This is a genomic window from Terrimonas sp. (genome assembly GCF_003075435.1).
Taxonomy (GTDB): Bacteria; Bacteroidota; Bacteroidia; order Chitinophagales; family Chitinophagaceae; genus Agriterribacter.
The window spans coordinates 1-19,778 of record NZ_QCZJ01000012.1 but is presented as its reverse complement, the minus strand read 5'-3'; the positions used below and the strand labels follow the sequence as shown (position 1 = coordinate 19,778).

The following is a 19,778-nucleotide window of genomic DNA, read 5'->3' as shown; positions in this document are numbered from 1 at the left end:
GTTGAATAAAAAAGATCGTATTTTGGCGGACATACCAACATATAGCATTTGTAATCTTCATGATAATGATACAGACGATGTTGTTGTTGTGAGTCTTAAACCTTATTTGTTGTCAGCCAGGTCTGTTGTTTTTCCTCACCGGCACTCTTTTTACCAGGTATTGTATATAACCCACGGCGGAGGGCGGCACATTATTGATTTTGAAACCTACCCTGTAAACAAAGGCGTGGTTTATTTTCTTTCCCCGGGGCAAATACACGAATGGGATTTTGACGAAAACACAGATGGTATACTGATCAATTTTAGCGCTTCTTTTTTTAGTACATTTTTGGCCAACAGTAACTACCTGAACGACTTCCTGTTTTTTTCTTCCAACGGAAAACATTCGGTCATATCGTTTAACGCAGAAGAAGGCATTGAACATATATTCAGGCAGATGCTGGATGAATATGCATTATGCAAAGAAAATTATACTGATATTATACGCGCACTGTTGCTAACGCTTTTTGTGCTTGCCAACAGAAAGATAGAAGCCGGCAACAAGCACAAGGACCCTTACCTCTTCAGACAGTTACTTACTTTTGAGAAACTGGTAGACCAGCATTTTATGAAAAAAAGGCTGCCTAAAGAATACGCAGAATTAATGTTCATTACGCCTAATTATCTTAATGCTATTTGTAACAAATTAACAGGCAGATCTGCCGGAGAATTCATCCGGCAACGAATATTACTGGAAGCAAAGCGTTTGCTTGTAAACTCTGCTTTTTCTGTAAGTGAAATCGCATGGCAACTTAATTTTGATAACAATTCGTATTTCTCCCGTTTCTTCAAAAAGTATGAGCATATAAGCCCTGAAGATTTTAAAAAGAAAAAGTAAAAAGGTACACTCGCTGCCTAAAAAGGTAAACCAACACATCCGCTTGCCAATCTACTTTTGTAAAGTAAAACGTATTTTATGAAGGGAGGTAATGATCACCATACAGATGTTGAAAGACACTTTAAACCTACAGGCACTATTGCATTTTTAATATTGCTTTTATTACTTACCGTGGTAATATGGTTTAGCGTATACAATCTTCAGGTTGAAAGGCATTAATCAGTAAATGTTGATGGTATGAATAAGTATGAAATAAAGGCAATCATATTGAGTAGTGCAGTGTTGGCAATATTTTTCTTTGCGATATTATACAACCTGTTCGCAAGAAAAATAGATGTTCCGGCCTGTATACCATATGACGCGGCATTTCAGCAGTCAGCTGTAAAAAAGACAGACGACAAGCATTATGAAGTATATGTTATCGCAAAAATGTGGACTTTTGATCCGGCAGAAATTGTAGTTGATCCGGGTAGCACTGTTGACTTCTATTTATCATCTGCCGATGTGGTTCACGGTTTTGATATCGAAAATACTTCTGTTAATATGATGGCAGTACCTGGTGCAATCAATAAGGTAACTGTTCAATTTAACGACTATGGTACTTACAGGATTGTTTGCCATGAATATTGTGGTGCCGGGCATCACAATATGATGGGTAAAGTAATGGTAATGCCAACAAATTAATGTCATGACAATATCAGATTCATATAGGAAAACGATACTTACGGGTTTATTTATGCCCATGACGCTTTTTATACTGGGGGCTTATAACGGTGTTATGCAAACGCTGTACCGGGCGGGTGTTATTAATCAAAATGAAGTAGCAGGTATTAATTATTACCAGGGGCTTACCATGCATGGTGTTATCAATGCAATAGTGCTCACTACATTCTTTGCTGTAGTGTTTGGACATGTTACCATGAGCCACTATTTAAAAAAAGAGCCGCCCAAATGGTCTTATAAAATTTCAATGGTATTGATGGTGGCAGGCACCATAATTGATACCGTATTGATGATACTTGGAAAGGCGCAGGCCTTGTATACCTTTTATGCGCCGCTCAAAAACTCTCCTTTATTTTATCTGGGAACATCGCTTTTAATTGTAGGCAGCTGGATAGCTTTTTTTGGCTGGATACAGGTGTATACGGCATGGCGTAAAGAAAATCGGGAAAGAAAAATGCCTATAGCAGTACTTGGTACTTTTGTGAATTTCACCATGTGGTTTATCGCCAGTATTCCGGTTGCTTATGAATCACTGGTAATATTACTTCCCTGGTCTGCCGGTTGGACAAATGACGTGAATGTGCCTCTTACACGTATGTTGTTCTGGATGTTTGGACACCCTCTTGTATATTTTTGGTTATTGCCTGCTTATATCGCATTTTATACCATACTGCCTAAAGTAAGTGGCGGCAAATTATATTCCGGCAATGCCGCAAGATTAGCATTTCTGCTGTTTCTTATTCTTTCCACACCGGTAGGTGTTCACCACCAGTTTAGCGAGCCGGTTATGGGGCAGGGAACCAAGCTTTGGGTAAGTATACTTACCTATGCGGTTTCTATTCCAAGTTTTATGACTGCTTTTACGGTAGGCGCATCCCTGGAATTAGCTGGAAGAAAGCGAGGTGGTAAGGGACTATTTGGCTGGATGGGAAAACTTCCCTGGTTTCAGTCCGGCAATTACCTGGTAGGATACTTTTTATCCGGTCTTTTGCTTTTTATTTTTGGCGGACTCTCTGGAATTGTGAATGCTTCCTATGCTTTGAACCAGATGGTGCATAATACCGGCTGGGTACCCGGTCATTTTCACATGACGGTAGCCGGACCTGTATTGCTTGTGATACTGGGCATGAGTATTTATATGTACAGCAAGGTTGCCGGTAAACGAATCCGCTTTTTAACCATTGTTACCATTGTTCCTTATATATGGATGATTGGGGTAGCATTACTTTCTCACGGGCTGATGGCCGGCGGCTTAATGGGTGAGCCCCGCAGAACAAACCTGGGAATGACCTATACCAATCCACAAAGTGATTTGTTCAATAGCCATTGGATACCCAGCACCAGTATGGCAATGATAGGTGGTATATTGATGGGCGTTGCTGCATTGCTGTATTTTATAAGCTTTTTTGCTACAGCACTGAGTAAAAAAACAGCAGTACCGCAGATAGAATTGCCCGAAGCAGAAGAGCTACATGAAGAACGTCCTGTGCGCTTATTGCATAATATGCGCCCGTGGATTATAGCAAGCGTGGTACTCACCCTTATTACCTACGTGCCTTCCCTGCAAAATGTTTTCAAATATAGTAAGCCTGTTCCTGGTAAGTTTAGCACAGACAGCCCGGTGAATGAAACGAACATACACAATAATAAAACCGCAGCAGATGAAAAACCTGACTAAAAAAGGATGGATGCTGTTTTTAGGCATATCATTGTTTCTGCCTGTAGTAGCATTTGCTGTATTACAATGGTACAATAATAAAGTAACTTCTCTGCCTTATTACGGCGAAAATTACCAGGTTGCATCAAAGCCACCATTTCATACTGTGCAGCGTTTTGAATTTCTCAACCAGGATAGCGCACTAACGGATAGCCGGTTTACAGATGGTAAAATATGGGTAGCTCATTTCTTTTATACTTCATGTCCTGTTATTTGTCCCAGGATGATGAACGGGATGAGTGAAATTTCCAAAGCATATGCAGGGAACGAAAGTGTCCGGCTGGTATCTCTTACCGTTGATCCTTATCACGATACGCCATCTTTACTCAAAGATTATGCGCTTGCAAAAAATATCCGTAATCAGCAATGGCAATTGCTTACCGGAGCCAAACCTGATCTTTATCGTTATGCGCGTAAGGCGTTATTTATTACTGCTACAGACGGAGACGGCGGACCCGGTGATTTTATCCATAGCGACAAACTGGTACTGGTAGACAGAGCAAATCATATCCGCGGATATTATGATGGTACTGAAAAATCTGAAGTACAACTATTGATTAACGACATTAAGCGTTTGCTTGATGAATAAGCAATATTATATATGAGCATTAGGGGAAATTTATATTACAGGATTATTGTGGGAGGATTATTTCTATCACTCGTTATACCCGGCCGTGCAGGCGTTGCGGATATACCGGAAGGCAAAAAAGTTTTTTCGGGGCGTTGTGCCTCCTGTCATTCTGTAACAAAAGATCTTACTGGTCCTGCATTAAAAAATGTGGATCAAAGACATACGGAAGAATGGATCATTCGTTTTGTTCATGGATCACAATCTGTAATTAAATCAGGAGATGCGGCAGCCGTTCAGCTCTTTGAGAAGTTCAATAAAACGATCATGCCTGACCATCCCGATCTTTCAACTGCTGATATACAAAATATACTGGCCTATATAAAAGATGAGAGTGCTAAACTTGCCAATGCACCCGTCAATCATAATGTTCCAGGCAACCCCAAGCCCTATACCGGGAAAAGCAGCGTGCTGCACCAGATCGTTTATCTTGATATCGCAGGAGAACACCGACCGTTAGATATAAGCAATCCTCTTATAATAATAGCTTTAGGCGGGGCTATTATTATCCTGGTATTAACATTGGTAATGGTAGTTAGGGTAAACGATTTTGCGGAAAAACAAAAAAACAGGTATTCCTGATCTATGATTCATTGTAATCAGGGATGTTAAAAATATATAAATCATTCAGGTTTATATTGCAGGTTTATACCGGAAAAATTATTTTTGCGGCAATATGATAATTGCACGGGCATCAAATAATTTACTGAAACATTGTTTTATTATAGTTTCTGCATTGTTTGTGTTGTGCTTATCCTGCCCGGTTAAAGCTGGAATTAAGAAGCTGGTAGGGATTTCCTCAGATCAAAATATTTCCTCCAAAAAAAATACACCTCATGTAAACACACAATCCGAAACTTGCACAAAAGCATCGGAAACTCCTCTGGCCATTACCGGAGGTTCTGCACTTTTTAATGCAGATTTTACCCCTGTTATAATTTTCACAGCTACTGCTGTATCCTTTTTGATACTGGCATTTAGCAAAGAAAAGGTACATCCCCGCTATAATAATAGTCAAAAAATTGCATACACCGTTCCTATCTTTCTCCGGCACCGGAAATTGACCATCTGAAATACGTAGCATCTCCTCATACTTTTGCCTGCATTCACTTCAGGCAGTAACCACCATTGCATTTATCTGATCATTCCGGGCATATAATATGCCTGTTTAATTCTTGCTGATAATGATACAATATATCAAGACCGTTATGCTTTTGCTGACGGCAGTTGCAGGCGCATCTGTATATGCGCAGCAAAATACATTAGGCTCCCTCTGGCTTAAGGTTGAACAAAATTACCCGGGTATAAAAGCAGCACAATCTGCAATGGCTGCAGCAGTGCTCAACGAAAAATCTGTAAACGGCAACAGGCTGCCACAGGTAAAAATGCAGATCCAGAATTCGTATAGTACGTATGACGGAAGCGCGGGAGCATTTTATCCTCAACCGGGATTTTTTAATGTGAGCGGCTCCGCAGGTATGCTTACAGGAGCTGCGTTTTCACCTAATACTTTCAGTTCTGCAGTTTTGGAATGGGATTTTTTTTCTTTCGGAAAGCTAAAGAAGGAAAAAGAAATGAGTCATTCCATTACAAACACAAGGATACTTGAAAAAGATGCCTGCCTCCTGAAGCTGAAAAAATCATTGTCGGAACGTTACATCAGCCTCATATATCAGGAAGCAAAATTAAAATGGAATGAAAAAAATATTGATCGGTTAAATGATATACGCGGCATCACTTCGGGCTTGTCTGCTGCCGGGCTAAAGCCCGCGGCAGACAGTTTGCTTGCCCTGTCTTCTTATATGCAGGCGCTTGGTGAAGCCGACCGGCTGGGTGGAAGCCGGCAGGCAGCTTTAATAAACCTTTCAGAACTGTTGAATGCTGATACCTCATTCAATAAAGCTCCGCTTACAAAAATTACTGTGCCACCAGGTTTTCTCTCTCCACAAACAACGCTGAATATAGCGCATCCTATGCTCATGCTTTTGAATGAGCAGTCTGCTTATTATGAATTAAGCAGCGCGTTCCAGAAAAGATCATCGCTTCCTTCACTCAAACTATTGGGAGGTTATGCTTTTCGCGGATCGGGCATTAGTGAGGGAGGATATGTTTCCGGTAAATTTAGGGATGGGTTTTCCAATACTACGAATAATGTACTCGCCGGATTAGGTATTACCTGGAATATCACCGATTTATATACCAAACGTATTAAAGCCGGCGCATTGTCGAAAGAAGCAGAAAGATCAAAATTACTGACGGAGCAATACCAGCAGTCCATGCAAGCGAATCTTTCGGCAACAGCCATAAGGATATTTCAGCAATACGAACAATTAAAGAAGATAAAGACGGCCGTTGAACAGGCGGACGCTGCATACAATATGTACCTGGCCCGTTACAAAAGCGGGCTTATCAATCTCAGTGAACTACTGCAGATACGTATCCTGCTCGAACAGGCAGAGAACAACCATATTGAAGCATCAAAAAATTACTGGCTGTTACTGGCTGATGAAGCTGAACTAACGGCGGATTTTAATTTCCTGTTTAACAATCTTTAATTCTCCAGGTATGAATTTAATTCGGTTTGCATTAAGAAAACCCGTATCCGTAATGGTAGTGGTTATCGCTATTACTTTTATTTCATACGGCACGATTAAAAAAATAAATATTGATATTTTCCCCAAAGTAGAATTACCCGCAATGTATATCGCCATGCCATATGGTGGTCTTTCGCCTTCATATATGGATGGGTTTATGGCCAATGAGTTTCAAAAGGTACTATTGTTTGTGAGCGGTGTAAAGAATATTGATTTTAAAAGCGTGCAGGGATTAACCCTGATGAAGCTAACCTTTTACCCCGGCACTAATATGTCGCAGGCCGCAGGAGAAGTTTCTACCTCGGTTTCGCGGGCGATGGGATTTTTACCACCCGGCGCGGTACCGCCCATTGTAGTAAGGTTTGATGGAAGCTCATTGCCGGTAGGGCAGCTGGTATTTGAAAGTAATCAACGTTCGGTAAACGAAATACAAACATTGGTATTGACCAAAGTAAGGCCAATGTTCGTTGAAATTCCGGGCATCACTGCTCCGGCGCCTTTTGGCGGAAATATACGTTCTATTGTAATTAATATTGATCCGGAAGCTATGCAGTCTAATGGTTTAAGCCCCGAAGATATAACGGCGGCCATCACCAGGAGCAGCCTCCCTTCTCCCGCCGGAAATATCCGCATTGGTGATGAGAACCTGATGGCGCCGGTTAATTCGATTGCCAAAACCCCCGAAGAATTTCTGAATACACCTGTAAAAACGGGAAACGAGCGAACAGTATATGTAAAAGATGTGGCACGGGTAAACGATGCAGCAGATCAAACCGTGGGTTATGCGTTGATAAACGGAAAGCGCTCGGTATATCTTCCGGTAATCAAGAAAGCTGATGCTTCTACACTCGAAGCAGTAGCCAATCTTAAAGCATCTCTTCCCAGGTTAAAAGATCAGTTACCCGAAGATGTAAGCATTCGTTATGAATTTGATCAGTCCAGGTATATAGAACGTTCCCTTTCAAATCTTATTCATGAAGGAATATTGGGTGCCATTTTTACCGGGTTGATGATCTTCCTGTTTCTTGGTGATGCCAGGGGTGCGCTCATTGTAGTATTAACAATTCCGGTTGCTGTTTTAACTGCTGTAGCGGCACTTTATATGTTCGGACAAACAATAAACATTATGACGCTTAGCGGGCTGGCACTTTCCATAGGGATACTGGTGGATGAGGCTACGGTTACCATTGAAAATATCCATCAGCATATGGAAATGGGGAAAAGGAAGCAACGGGCTGTTATTGACGCGCTACTGGAAATTTCTATTCCCAAAATGCTTATTCTCCTGTGTATTCTTGCAGTATTAACACCGGCTTTTATAATGACGGGGATACCAAGAGATATGTTTATGCCTTTGTCTATGGCAGTTGCTTTTGCCATGATCGCTTCATTTATTGCCTCGCAAACTTTTGTGCCTGTACTTGCCAACTGGGTAATGAAGCATACACACAATACAGCAGCCAATACTCCCCGCAAACGAGCATACTTCGAAAAATTCAGGGTTAATTACGCATACAGAATGAGGAAATGGTCAACGCGTTCCACATTGCTGTTGAGCATATATATTATTGCAGCAGGTGGCATTGCCGTAGTGCTGTTGAATATATCCGGCAAAGATGTAATGCCTGTTTCCAACGCTGGCGATTTCCAGATGCGGATACAGGCACCGCAGGGAAGCCGGCTGGAAAAAACAGAGCATATAGTAAAAGCGGTTACGAAAGATATACAATCGCTGGTTCCCGGAGATGGTATTACCATTACATCAGCATTTGCAGGGGTACACCCCGCAGGATCGCCTATCAATGCTATATTCCTTTTCACAAGCGCCTCACATGAATCGGTATTGCAGGTATCGGTAAACCAGCACGTATATACAAACTCTATGGAAGACCTGAAAGAAAATATCCGTAAAGTTATTGCCGAAAAACATCCTGGTATTCAGGTAAATTTTGAGCCGATGGAATTAACGGAAAAAATTATGGGGCAGGGAGCTATGACCCCGATAGAAATAAAAATTGGTGCGCCGCAGGTAAAAGCGGCAAATGCGTTTGCTATGAAAATTGAAGCCGGGCTGAAAGAGATTCCGTATATGAGAGATGTACGTATTGCAGAATCGGTTGATTACCCAACATTAGAAATAGAAGTTAACCGCGACCTGGCGGCACAGTTCGGGTTAACCATGCAGGAAATAACAAAGAGCCTGGTTACTGCTACTTCATCTACCCGTTTTACAGATAAAAATCTCTGGGCAGATCCAAAATCGGGGCTGGTATTTCAGGTGCAGGTACAGATACCGGAAGGGATAATGTCTTCCGAAGAAAAATTGCGTTCACTTCCACTGAAAAAAGGGAACCTGCGGCCGCTTCTGGAGGATGTGGCAACCATAAAAAGAGTAACATCGCCTGCGCAGGTTAACCGTAAGGGCCCTATACGCTATGTTACGGTAATCGCTAACGTGTACGGAAAAGATCTGGGAACAGCATCTTCTGCAGTGAAAACTGTCATAAAAAAGGCGGGAAAACCACCCCGGGGGGTTGCTGTATGGACGGAGGGAGTATTGCAGCTTTTAGACGACACGATGGACAGCCTTATATCCGGGTTAGGTGTAGCCATCATTGCGATATTCCTGATGCTTGCCGCTTACTACCAGTCTTTTAAAATACCACTTGTTATCCTTTCTGTATTGCCGGCGGTACTGGCAGGTAGCATGATATTGCTTTTCCTTACCGGCAGCACCTTAAATCTTCAGTCATACATGGGTATAATTATGTCGCTGGGAGTATCTGTGTCCAATGCCGTACTGCTTATTAACCAGGCAGAATATTACAGGAAGCACCTGGCATTAAAACCGGTAAACGCGGCAAGGCTTGCTGCATCTTCAAGACTGCGCCCGATATTAATGACGGCAGCGGCAATGCTTGCCGGCATGTTGCCTATGGCAACAGGCATGGGAGAAGGTGGAGAACAGGTAGCACCGCTGGGCAGAGCAGTAATAGGGGGATTAATAGCTTCTACAGCATGCATTTTATTACTGTTACCACACTTTTATGCTGCGGTAATGCGAAAAGCACAAACAATCAGTCCGTCGTTAGATCCGGATGACAGCAACAGCCGGTACTTTTCTCCTCAAACCATATCGTAAACTTTAAACTAATCAAAAATGTATCATACTGTAAGCATAAGGCATAAACAAACCGGTGTATTATTTGTAACAGCAATCATACTCTTAACCATAGCAGGTTGTTCTTCCAGCGAAAAGAAGCAGCGACCCGTTATTGAACAGCATATAAAACCGGATTATACAACGGTGCCGGTACAATTAATGAACCCGGCTTACGAAATATCATTACCTGCCAACCTGGAGCCGTATGAGCAGGTGGCTGTGCATGCAAAAGTTCAGGGATTTGTGCAAAAAATATTCGCAGACAGGGGAAGTTATGTACGGAAAGGCCAGTTGCTGGCGATTTTGGAAGCGCCCGAAATAAACCAGAAATACCTGTCTGATAAATCATCCGAACAAAAAGTATACAGCGATTATGTCTATGCAAAACAAGCATACGACCGGCTGACAGAAGCTTCTGCAACCGCAGGGTCTGTTGCCGCAATTGAGCTTGAGCGTGCAAAAAGCATAATGGAAAGCGCTAAGTCGGCATACGAAGCGTCCAAAGCCGGAACACAGGGCACCGCGCAATTACAAAACTATTTGCGTATTACTTCGCCTTTTGATGGTGTTGTTACTGAGCGCAATATTTCTGAAGGCGCTTTAACAGGAGCAGGAACCACGCAGGCTTTATTTAAGATAGCACAGGGAAATAAGTTGAGATTAGTGCTTGCTGTGCCCGAAAAACATGCTGCTTCTATACAAAAAAATACGAAAGCCACTTTTACAGTAAGTGCCCGTCCGGGAAAAATATTCAATACCATGCTTTCAAGAACATCTGTATTGCTTGACCAGCAGGATCGCTCGCTTACTTTAGAATTTGATGTAGATAATCATTCCGGGGAGTTACAGGGTGGTGATTATGCCCAGGTAAATCTTAAGCTGCAACGACAATCACCATCCTGCTGGGTACCCCGCAACTGTGTACTCAATACACAAACGGGAACATTTGTGCTGACATTGAAAAATGAAAACGTAAAAAGAATCGCTGTAAAAGAAGGTATACGCACAGATACGCATACTGAAATATTTGGTGAAATAAGCGATCATGACCAGGTTATTGTAAATCCTACAGAAGAGATGAAAACCAGTTCATGATTGCACCTTAGCCTGTTGGCGCTACGCTGAAATATCATTCTGAAAGCTCCAATGGTCACACGATGCGTATTTGTTCACCGTGTGTTAAACGTTTGAGTCAGTGCTTATACCCTGGTTCGGCGCCCGGGTAAAAGCACTGACTTTTCCAAATGGCAGGTTATTTTATCAACGTACCTTCTCTTATTTCATCAGATGCATGAAAGATAATTTCGTCACCCTCTTTCAAATCTCCGAACACTTCTGTGTAGTTGTTAGACGTTAACCCTACTTTTATTTCCCTGTACACGGCTTTTCCATCTACTACCTGAATAATATACTGTTTTTCTGTTGAACGCACAATAGCATGATTAGGTACCAGAAGTGAAGATGTGCTGGATAGCAGGGGAATTTTAACTTCGGCATACATGCCGGCTTTCAACGCCTGGTCTTTGTTGCTGATATCGATCTCTATTGCTTCTGAACGAAGGCTGCTGAGGGCGTTGGCAGAACGGCTGATCATTGCGGTATTTTCTTTTCCCGGAATGGCATTATAGGTAAACCGTACAGGGTTTTTCAAATCCACTTTATCTACATAAGCCTCGGGAATAAATACTTCCAGCCGTAGCTTTTGAAGGTGCTGTAAAACAAGTAACGGAAGATCATTTGCTTTGCTTCCGGGTCCTACAAGCGTTCCGGCTGATATATTACGTTGTATAATTACACCATCAAAAGGAGCGGTAACCGTAAGGTAATTTTTAATGTTGTTGATAGCTTCTACATTCGATTTTTCTGACATGACCACAGCTTCGTCCGCCTTCATTCTTGACAGGGCATTATCCAGATCCAGTGGCGCTACCGCACCAGCTTCTTTAGCTGCTTCGAATAATCTTCTGTATTTGTCTTTACTCGCTGCTGCATTTTCCTGTGCATGTGTGAATTTAGACATAGCTGCCTGCACCTGCGATTCAATTTCCGGAGCTTCCAGTGTAAGCAATACCTGGTTTTTGTGCACAATAGTACCCCTGTCTACTTTTACAGATTCTACAAAGCCGTTTACCTTGGCATAAATATTTACCTCTTCAAATGGTTTTAATTGCCCCGGCAGCTTTACATAACTCGATAAAGGTTGTTCTTTAACTGTACCCACTTCATATTTACTTTCGGAATGGGGTATATCCTTCTTGCCTGTCATATCTACAGGCTGCTGGCGGGTAGAACAGGCAGTTAAAATAATAACCGAACAAATAAAAATCCCGTAATAATTATATTTCATTTCTGTTTATTTTGTTTTGTATGACCGGATAGCCCTCCGGCCGGTACCTATTTTCGTGTAATTGTCAACGTACGTTTTCTATTTCATATGTATGATCTCTGGCTGATCCGGTTTTACTTTTTCAGGCATGAGCGAAGGAGATCTGTACCCGGCTTTCTTTTGTATCCATCCAATCACCTGCGGCAGTACAAACAATGCCGCAATGGTGGAAGCTATCAAACCACCTACCACGGCCCGGCCTAATGGTGCTGCCTGTTCGCCGGCCTCTCCCATTCCGAGAGACATAGGCATCATACCGGCTATCATTGCAAAGCTGGTCATTAAAATAGGTCTCATTCGTATAACGGCGCTCATTACGGAAGCTTTATCCGCATCCCTGTATTGCAGGCGTAATTTTTCTGCATTGGTAACAATAAGAATAGCGTTGGCTACCGAAACTCCTGTGGACATGATCATGCCCATATATGATTGCAGGTTCAGTGTAGAGCCGGTAAGTAAAAGCGCTCCCAGCGAACCGGCTATAACAGCCGGCACTGTAGAAAGTACCGCCAATGATAAACGGAAAGACTGGTAATTGGCCGCCAGTAAAAGAAAAATCACAACAATGGCAAAAAGCAATCCGCTTTGCAGGCTAGAAAAAGTTTCCTTAAGCAGGCCCGACATCCCTTTTACTTCGGTTACCAATCCTTTTGGTGGTGTTCCCATAGACGCCAGTACCTCCTCTACCGCAGCAGTTGCTGTACCGAGGTCTTTTTGGTGAATGTTTGCACTAACGGTTAAAAAGCGTCTTGGACCTGCCCTGTCGTACTCTCCCGGAACATACGCTGTTTTAAATGTGGCTATATCTCCCAGTACAGGACTGCTTTGCCCTTTCACAAGAGGTATTTCTCTCAGTTCGTCCATCGTATTCATTACATACTCCGGTATCTGAACCTGTATCTGGTAGGTGTATGCTTTTTCTTCATCGAGCCACTGGTTTTTTTCGGTAAACCGGCTGGAAGAAGTGCTGGCAGTTACAGACCGCGCAATATCCTGCACATTCAAACCCAACTGAGCCGCCTTCAACCTGTCGAGCGAGATAGTAACAACGGGGAACTTTAATGGCTGGGCTATCTGTACATCGCGAAGAAATGGCACCTGCTTCAGCTTATCTACAACCCTATAGGCATATTGCTCTATTTCTTCCATGCTTTTTCCTGCTACCCGAACTTCAATAGGTGTGGCAGCACCCTGGCTCATTATCTTTTCTGTCATATCCATAGGCTCAAAGCTCAATCGCAATTCGGGCATGGCGTACAGGATGTTGCGGCGCAGGGCATCCTTCAGCTCATCCATATTCACCTTAAAATGTTTATCCAGGGTAACCTGCATAATCGCCTCATGCGTACCCGTATTAAAAATGTAGAGGTTGCTGGTGCCATAACTACTGGGTATTAATCCTACGTAGGCAGAACTTATAGAAACATGATGATTCACTGTGGTATCAATGATCTGCAAAACTTTCCGCACCTTTTCTTCTGTGCGTTCGAGCCTTGTACCATCACGCTCCTTAATACGTAACTGAAATTGCCCGTTGTTTAGCCTGGGCATCATGTCTTTACCGGTATAGATAAATCCGCCGGCTACCATTGCAATCACCACTACCAGGTAAGTGATCACCATTGGTTTTTTGAAAGACATACACTTTGTTATAAACGTAAGGTACCGCAGCTTTACACGTTCAAATAAATCATTTTTTGCAGGTTCTTTCTGTTCCACCCGGAGATGATCATTTACCTGTTTTTCTTCTGCAGCGTCCAGCGCCATCCCCGCATGCGCATGAATGTTTCCATGATCATAATGCTGGTATTTTTCCTCCCGGATCATCCAGTTCGATAATATAGGTACCAACGTTAGTGCCAATACATACGAAACAATCATGGTAAACCCTATAGAAAGCGATAATGGGAGAAACATAGCTTTTGGAACGCCATTCATCATTAAAGAAGGTGCAAACACGGCGAGTATACAAAGCAATATCAGTAACAGCGGAAAAGCAATTTCCTGGCAGGCATCGAGGATCGCCTGCTTCTTACTCTTTCCCATTTCCAGGTGCTGGTGAATATTCTCGATCGTTACCGTAGACTGGTCTACCAGTATACCTATAGCCAGAGCAAGCCCGCTCAAGGTCATTATATTGATTGTCTGACCACTTATCGACAGCAGCAATACACCAATCATGATAGCAACAGGAATGGTGGTAACAACAATAAGGCTGCTTCTCAGGTCTCTCAAAAACAATAATACCATTAATCCGGTGAGCAATGCACCCAATGCCCCTTCGGTAACAAGGCTTTCCACGGCATTTATTACAAATACAGACTGGTCAAATTCGTAAGAGATGTTTACGTCATCCGGCAAAAGGCTTTTGATTTCGGGTATTTTTGATTTAAGCCCCTGTACAACATCCCAGGTAGAAGCATCTGATGTTTTAACTACGGGTATGTATACCGATCGTTTACCATTGATCAGCGCATAATCTACCGTTATATCTGTTGCGTCAGCTACTCTCGCAATATCTTTTACCAGTACGGGCACACCATTTTTGGTTACAACGGGAATATCGCCAAATTCTTCAACCTGCTTTACCAGGGTATTAATGGTGGTCAGATACATAGTATTATCCAACCGGATATTACCCGAGGGAGCCATTACGTTAAACCTGGCAAGGGCAGCTACCACTTCATCCGCCGTCAGATTATAGCTCCTTAGCTTATTGGGGTCAACGTTTACGGTAATGGCTCTTGAATTGGAGCCAAACGGCGGCGGGGCAGATAATCCCGGAACAGAAGCAAACATAGGACGCACACGGGTAGCAGCAAGATCATAGATTTCTTTAAGTGTTCTTTTTTCTGCCGAAAGTACCAGTTGCCCCACCGGCAGCGAAGACGCATCGAAGCGAACCACCTGCGGTGGTAGCGCACCGGGAGGAAAAAACTTCATTGCACGGTTTACCTGTAATGCTACCTGTGCACTGGCTTCCGCCATATCTGTGTTTTCATAAAAATTTATTTTAAGCATTGTCAGCCCCTGAATATTTTTGGCAGTAATGCTTTTTACACCATTCACGTAAAGGAACTGATCCTGCAGACGGGTAGAAAAAAAACCTTCCATTTGTTGTGCCGACATGCCTCCATATGACTCGATAACATAAATAGTAGGAAGATTTAGTTTGGGAAAAATATCTATCGGCATTTTTACTACGGCAATAATGGCAAACAAAACCAGGCTGAGCGTTATAACAATAGTACTTATAGGCCTTTTGAGGGCTGCTGTAACTAACGACATGTAATCATTAATTTAGGGTTTGTAATAAAACCGGCAGTTGATTTTCCACCAGTGCTTTTTCAAAAAGTGCTTTACAAAACAGATACCTGGCATTGGTATAATCTGTTTCAGCCCGGTACAAAATATTTAGCGCCGCATTCAGCTCAACAATATCCGTTAAACCATTCCTGTACAGCGAAAGCTTTTGCCGGTAAGCCGCATTAGCGGCTTCCAGTTGTCGCGGTATCTCCTGCAGCCTGTCGTAAGCAGTGGTTAATTCTACCTGTGCCTGTTGAATTGATATTGATATTTCAGTTTCCTGTTCATGGAGTTTTTGTAAAGCATAAGCTGTTCCGGACTGCTGCGTTTTAAGCTGAAGCTTTTTTCTTTTATTGTCAAAAACATCATAGGTAATGCCTACACCCACCAGGTAGTTTCCGCGCTCAAAACCTATACCTTTATATAAAGCACGGAACTCGTCGTAGGCACTTACACTTGATCCCCGCCCCCAAATTGCCGCCTGAAGGGAAACCTTTGGCATATACAGTTTCTTCAGCAATGCTTCTTTGTCGAGGCTGTTTTGATGAAGTGCTTTATAATATTGCAATAAAGGGTGTGATGCTGTATCCGGCTGTACAGCCCAGTAAGCAGTATAGCTGTTGATCAGCCTGTCTTCCAGGAGGGTATCGGGTACAATAGCCTGCGCCTGCAGCCCGCTGATAGAAGATAGCTGCAACTGTATCTTTTTTACCTCGTTAGATAATTCAAGCTCAATAAGCCTTGCCTTTGATAACTCTGCTTCAGCTATGCTGGTATCCACACCTGCTTTTATACCCGCAACGGCTAAGGCATGAATGGTACGTTTTATTTCCTGGTTGCGCATAATATTCTGCGCCTGTATTGCCCGCATATCATTTAATCGTATCAATTGCAGGTAATATGCTATCGTAATATTTTTCATTTTGTATTTAGACTGATTGAACCCCAACTGTTCTACGGTAAGGTCTGAAAGCGCAAGATGTTGCCGGGCAGCGTAGGCACCGAAATTATACACTTCCCAGTCAAAAGCGGCAATTCCCATATCAGTCAGGATGGAAGACGCATTACCCTTCTCTCTTACCCGGGAGTTTGACGGCACAATGCCGTAAGAAAAATACCCGCCGGGTAAATTGTTATTTGTACCCAGGTCAAGCTGGTAGTTTAGTTTAAGAGAAGGCAAGCTGTTATACCTGCTGGCTTCCACTTCGGCCTGTTTAATACGGATAGCAGCAGAATCTGCTAACAACGAAGGAGCATTTAACTGCACATTATTGAGCAACTGATCTAACGAAACTACTTTTGGCTCTTGTTGTGCATGTACAGCAAAAAAGAATGCACAAAACAACAACAGCAGAAAAAACTTTCTGATATTCAACATGAATTGCAATTAAGGATTTGTATTGAAACATTTTCAGCTCACAACTGGTCAATAGATTGACAGGTTGTGGTTTAAGGCATCTTTATAATGTAAGTCTTTGCACTTTTCAACATCGAAAGTTGTTATGAGTCGGATATGCTTGGACGAACTGTAGTAAATTAATTATGAGCTGTTTTTGGAACGGCACCATTTCAACAATAACTGGCGAATCAGCATTGTATACCAGGAGGAGGGCCGCGGAGCAAGACCGAAGGATAACAGAAAGATGTGACAAAGCCGGATAGGTAAGATTCAATTGGCTTTTTTATTACAGGGATCGAAGGAAAATATGTTAATCCGGCAAAATTCAGTATCATTTCTGAAGGCTGAAATCTCTTGTTTAATCTTACACCATTTTCTGCAGAAAGCTGATCCTTGTCACTTTTATCATCGGAAGAAACAATGAGTTTTGCTACCTGCATAATCTTAAAAACCACCACAGTGCCACGTTTGCCCGGATAATCTTGATTTACAGAGAACAATTGTGCAGCGAAGAATATCGCATAGAGAAGAGTCAATATAATAACTGATCCTGTCTTTTGTATTATTTGTTTCGCCCGCATCGTGACGAAGTTAATGAATAATAAAATAGCCTATTCTTCTCATCTGCATTATTAATGTAAACATCTTGTTATTTACGAATACATTAATTAAAAAATCTATTATCTAATGAAAAGAACTTGTAAAAATATAGGAGTGCGATAAAATCATTGTCATGAAAATACTAATACAGAAATAGTTATAGAGCCAAGGCCAATTAAACAGGTACATTTCAAATTTTCGCATCGCATTTAGTTTGCCCTCACTCCCTGCCTACCGCAGGGTCCAGCCAACACACATGGCTGGGCATTGAGACTGCGGAGAACTGAGCGCAGGCAAATACCACAGCGGTTAAAAATATTATAAGTGCAGTTGTAAAAACTTTTGCTCGTTTATAAATTATTACTAAATTGAAAACTCAATTAATCCTCATCTTTAGATAGCCTGCCACTACCCGAACCCATATTCAATTAAATATTAGTGGCTTTGTAACTGTGCTCCAAATGTAAATTGGAATAGTTATGCCTCTTTGTATATCCGCTTTGCAGAAAATGCGAACGGGTGTTACAAATAAGAGCTTTATGTTTTAGTATATCTATCGCCAGGGCTCGTGTTTCACGAGGCTTGAAAACGGCGATAAAATTTATTTAAAAAGAGACGAGGTGTTTCGTGAGACACGAACCACGGCGGAAATTATTCCCTGCTTCGTCCCTCACTTTTGACCGGATGATATCAACCTGCCTTTTAGCTGATTGCTCATCTGTACATGTTCCGAGGTATTGATATCCCAGGTCAATGCTCCAGGCCAAACAGGCAAGATTATCCATCATTGCTTTGTCGGCCGGCAGAATGCGAATAACATTGGTTGTTGGATTACCCTCAACTATAAAAAGCCCCTCACCCGGCACGAACTCCATAAAGGCATTATTAATAACCTCGTTTATGTTCATGATCATACTATTGCTTCAAAGGTAGCTCCAAACAAAAAACAAAAGAACAGGTATTTTAGAATAGTCAGCGGATAAATTATCCTATTGTAACATTACCTCGCAATACCAACACATCGCCAAAAGACAAGGTAAAGAGGCAACAGAATAAACAATGAGCTTTTATATCACCTCTTTAAGTGTTTACACATACCGCAACACCAACATCATTACACCAAAAATGTTTATAGCGTTTGCATAAATACAGGCAAATACAACCGCAGTTAAAAATTTTGTACGTGCAGTTGTAAAAACTTTTGCTCGTTTATAAAATAGTTCTAAATTTAAAACTCAATTAATCCTCATCTTTAGATTGCCTGCCACTTCCCGAACCCAATTCAATTAAATATTAGTGGCTTTGTAATTGTGCTCCAAATGTAATAGGAGTGGAGATAGTAGTGTATTGTGAGTTTAGATATCTTGAAGAGCACAAAATATATATGGGTATAATGTGATAAAACAGAAATCAGAGTATTATAATAAAATAATCGCAAACGCTTGTATGCAACCTTGTGAATTTCATTGACGCAACAAGCAACTTGCCTACAGATAGGCAGGTACAAAATGCATAACGCTAAAAAATTAATTTCCAACAACTTATCATTTATGGATATTGCGTTTTATAGCATAAATTATGCGTGTTGTATGCAACCTTTAATGATGACGTTAACGTTTTAACCATAATTAAATCATGAGTAAATTTAAATTTAAGTTTAAAGTAACTGGGCTTGAAATAGAAATTGAAGGTAGCAGAGAGGAAGTCGGACTGATTTCTAACGCTATTGGTGACCAATTTAAAAACATGATTCAACCCGCTGCAAAGATTATTGATGAAGATGCTGACTTTCAAGTTGTGGACGAGCAATTGAAGATAAATGGCGGAAAGAATTCAGGAGAAAAAGGAAAAAGAAAAAAGAAAACCCGAGTACAAAGCAGTAATGGAAAATCGGAGAAGAGCGAACCTATTGACTTCAAAAATGATGTAGAAAAATATGGTGCCCCTATCCAATCATGGTCAACCTTGGAAAAATCATTATGGTTACTTTATGTTTTACAATCCGCTGAAAATATTGATGAGTGTTCAACTGCACAAATCTCGGATACTTTTAACAAGCATTTCAAACAGCAAGGGACAATCAGAGGAACAAATGTCTCCAGAGATTTAGGCAAAAAGAAGTCCGGGACAGATGCATTAGTTGGTGAAAACACAACGAGTACACCTACAAAGTGGTATCTAACACAAAAGGGTATACAAGAAGTACAAAATTTAATTATTAGCTTGAAATCCAATGGGGCTAATTGAACGAAATCAACTAATTAACCCAAGTTGCTAGTTAAATGAGGAGAAAAAGAGCATCAATAAAAGATAATTTTGAGTTACCACACACAAAACTCAATTATCAATGCTCACAGCTGATAAAATTATAGGTATTTATTGTAT

General features: G+C 41.6%; 14 protein-coding genes. 10 read left to right on the top strand and 4 right to left on the bottom strand.

The features are described from left to right. Positions 1 to 22: 22 nt before the first annotated feature. From DC498_RS13925 to DC498_RS13885, 9 genes are all read left to right on the top strand, one after another. Complete coding sequence (locus DC498_RS13925; protein ID WP_165813840.1) at positions 23 to 877, top strand: helix-turn-helix domain-containing protein; 855 nt, start codon at positions 23 to 25, stop codon at positions 875 to 877. 78 nt (positions 878 to 955) lie between these two features. Next, a complete protein-coding gene (locus tag DC498_RS26190) occupies positions 956 to 1,096 on the top strand; it encodes a hypothetical protein (RefSeq protein WP_165813839.1) in 141 nt (46 codons plus the stop codon). 18 nt (positions 1,097 to 1,114) lie between these two features. Then, on the top strand, positions 1,115 to 1,561 hold the full coding sequence (locus DC498_RS13920) for a cytochrome c oxidase subunit II (protein ID WP_116874782.1): 447 nt from the start codon (positions 1,115 to 1,117) through the stop codon (positions 1,559 to 1,561). A gap of 4 nt (positions 1,562 to 1,565) precedes the next feature. Beyond that, positions 1,566 to 3,278, top strand: coding sequence for a cbb3-type cytochrome c oxidase subunit I (locus tag DC498_RS13915; protein ID WP_116874781.1), 1,713 nt, complete (start codon positions 1,566 to 1,568; stop codon positions 3,276 to 3,278). Then, positions 3,262 to 3,906, top strand: a complete 645-nt coding sequence (locus tag DC498_RS13910; protein WP_165813838.1) for an SCO family protein — start codon at positions 3,262 to 3,264, stop codon at positions 3,904 to 3,906. The genes DC498_RS13915 and DC498_RS13910 overlap by 17 nt, the downstream gene beginning before the upstream one ends. A gap of 12 nt (positions 3,907 to 3,918) precedes the next feature. Further along, positions 3,919 to 4,527 (top strand): c-type cytochrome, encoded by a 609-nt coding sequence (locus tag DC498_RS13905; protein ID WP_116874779.1) that lies wholly within the window; start codon positions 3,919 to 3,921, stop codon positions 4,525 to 4,527. 602 nt (positions 4,528 to 5,129) lie between these two features. After that, complete coding sequence (locus DC498_RS13895; RefSeq protein WP_116874777.1) at positions 5,130 to 6,500, top strand: TolC family protein; 1,371 nt, start codon at positions 5,130 to 5,132, stop codon at positions 6,498 to 6,500. A gap of 10 nt (positions 6,501 to 6,510) precedes the next feature. Next, the gene (locus DC498_RS13890) at positions 6,511 to 9,681 is read left to right on the top strand and encodes an efflux RND transporter permease subunit (RefSeq protein WP_116874776.1); all 3,171 of its coding nucleotides are present in this window, start codon (positions 6,511 to 6,513) and stop codon (positions 9,679 to 9,681) included. 18 nt (positions 9,682 to 9,699) lie between these two features. Beyond that, complete coding sequence (locus DC498_RS13885) at positions 9,700 to 10,797, top strand: efflux RND transporter periplasmic adaptor subunit (protein WP_116874775.1); 1,098 nt, start codon at positions 9,700 to 9,702, stop codon at positions 10,795 to 10,797. A 157-nt stretch (positions 10,798 to 10,954) separates the two neighbouring features. On the opposite strand, the gene DC498_RS13880 is transcribed toward DC498_RS13885, so the two are convergent. From DC498_RS13880 to DC498_RS13860, 4 genes are all read right to left on the bottom strand, one after another. Beyond that, positions 10,955 to 12,049, bottom strand: coding sequence for an efflux RND transporter periplasmic adaptor subunit (locus tag DC498_RS13880; RefSeq protein WP_116874774.1), 1,095 nt, complete (start codon positions 12,047 to 12,049; stop codon positions 10,955 to 10,957). Between the two features lie 78 nt (positions 12,050 to 12,127). Further along, the gene (locus tag DC498_RS13875; protein ID WP_116874773.1) at positions 12,128 to 15,376 is read right to left on the bottom strand and encodes an efflux RND transporter permease subunit; all 3,249 of its coding nucleotides are present in this window, start codon (positions 15,374 to 15,376) and stop codon (positions 12,128 to 12,130) included. 7 nt (positions 15,377 to 15,383) lie between these two features. Continuing rightward, positions 15,384 to 16,772 carry a TolC family protein gene (locus DC498_RS13870; protein ID WP_116874772.1) on the bottom strand — a complete coding sequence of 463 codons (1,389 nt, stop codon included), beginning with the start codon at positions 16,770 to 16,772 and terminating at the stop codon, positions 15,384 to 15,386. A gap of 1,226 nt (positions 16,773 to 17,998) precedes the next feature. Next, the gene (locus DC498_RS13860) at positions 17,999 to 18,301 is read right to left on the bottom strand and encodes a hypothetical protein (RefSeq protein ID WP_133176855.1); all 303 of its coding nucleotides are present in this window, start codon (positions 18,299 to 18,301) and stop codon (positions 17,999 to 18,001) included. Between the two features lie 727 nt (positions 18,302 to 19,028). Here DC498_RS13860 and DC498_RS13855 point away from each other — a divergent pair. Beyond that, on the top strand, positions 19,029 to 19,640 hold the full coding sequence (locus DC498_RS13855; protein WP_116874769.1) for a hypothetical protein: 612 nt from the start codon (positions 19,029 to 19,031) through the stop codon (positions 19,638 to 19,640). Positions 19,641 to 19,778: the final 138 nt, after the last annotated feature.

Bases quoted from the DNA above. Each gene is read 5' to 3' on its own strand.
- DC498_RS26190 (WP_165813839.1), top strand. From the start codon at position 956: ATGAAGGGAGGTAATGATCACCATACAGATGTTGAAAGACACTTTAAA.
- DC498_RS13920 (WP_116874782.1), top strand. From the start codon at position 1,115: ATGAATAAGTATGAAATAAAGGCAATCATATTGAGTAGTGCAGTGTTG.
- DC498_RS13915 (WP_116874781.1), top strand. From the start codon at position 1,566: ATGACAATATCAGATTCATATAGGAAAACGATACTTACGGGTTTATTT.
- DC498_RS13910 (WP_165813838.1), top strand. From the start codon at position 3,262: ATGAAAAACCTGACTAAAAAAGGATGGATGCTGTTTTTAGGCATATCA.
- DC498_RS13905 (WP_116874779.1), top strand. From the start codon at position 3,919: ATGAGCATTAGGGGAAATTTATATTACAGGATTATTGTGGGAGGATTA.
- DC498_RS13895 (WP_116874777.1), top strand. From the start codon at position 5,130: ATGATACAATATATCAAGACCGTTATGCTTTTGCTGACGGCAGTTGCA.
- DC498_RS13890 (WP_116874776.1), top strand. From the start codon at position 6,511: ATGAATTTAATTCGGTTTGCATTAAGAAAACCCGTATCCGTAATGGTA.
- DC498_RS13885 (WP_116874775.1), top strand. From the start codon at position 9,700: ATGTATCATACTGTAAGCATAAGGCATAAACAAACCGGTGTATTATTT.
- DC498_RS13880 (WP_116874774.1), bottom strand. From the start codon at position 12,049: ATGAAATATAATTATTACGGGATTTTTATTTGTTCGGTTATTATTTTA.
- DC498_RS13875 (WP_116874773.1), bottom strand. From the start codon at position 15,376: ATGTCGTTAGTTACAGCAGCCCTCAAAAGGCCTATAAGTACTATTGTT.
- DC498_RS13870 (WP_116874772.1), bottom strand. From the start codon at position 16,772: ATGTTGAATATCAGAAAGTTTTTTCTGCTGTTGTTGTTTTGTGCATTC.
- DC498_RS13860 (WP_133176855.1), bottom strand. From the start codon at position 18,301: ATGAACATAAACGAGGTTATTAATAATGCCTTTATGGAGTTCGTGCCG.
- DC498_RS13855 (WP_116874769.1), top strand. From the start codon at position 19,029: ATGAGTAAATTTAAATTTAAGTTTAAAGTAACTGGGCTTGAAATAGAA.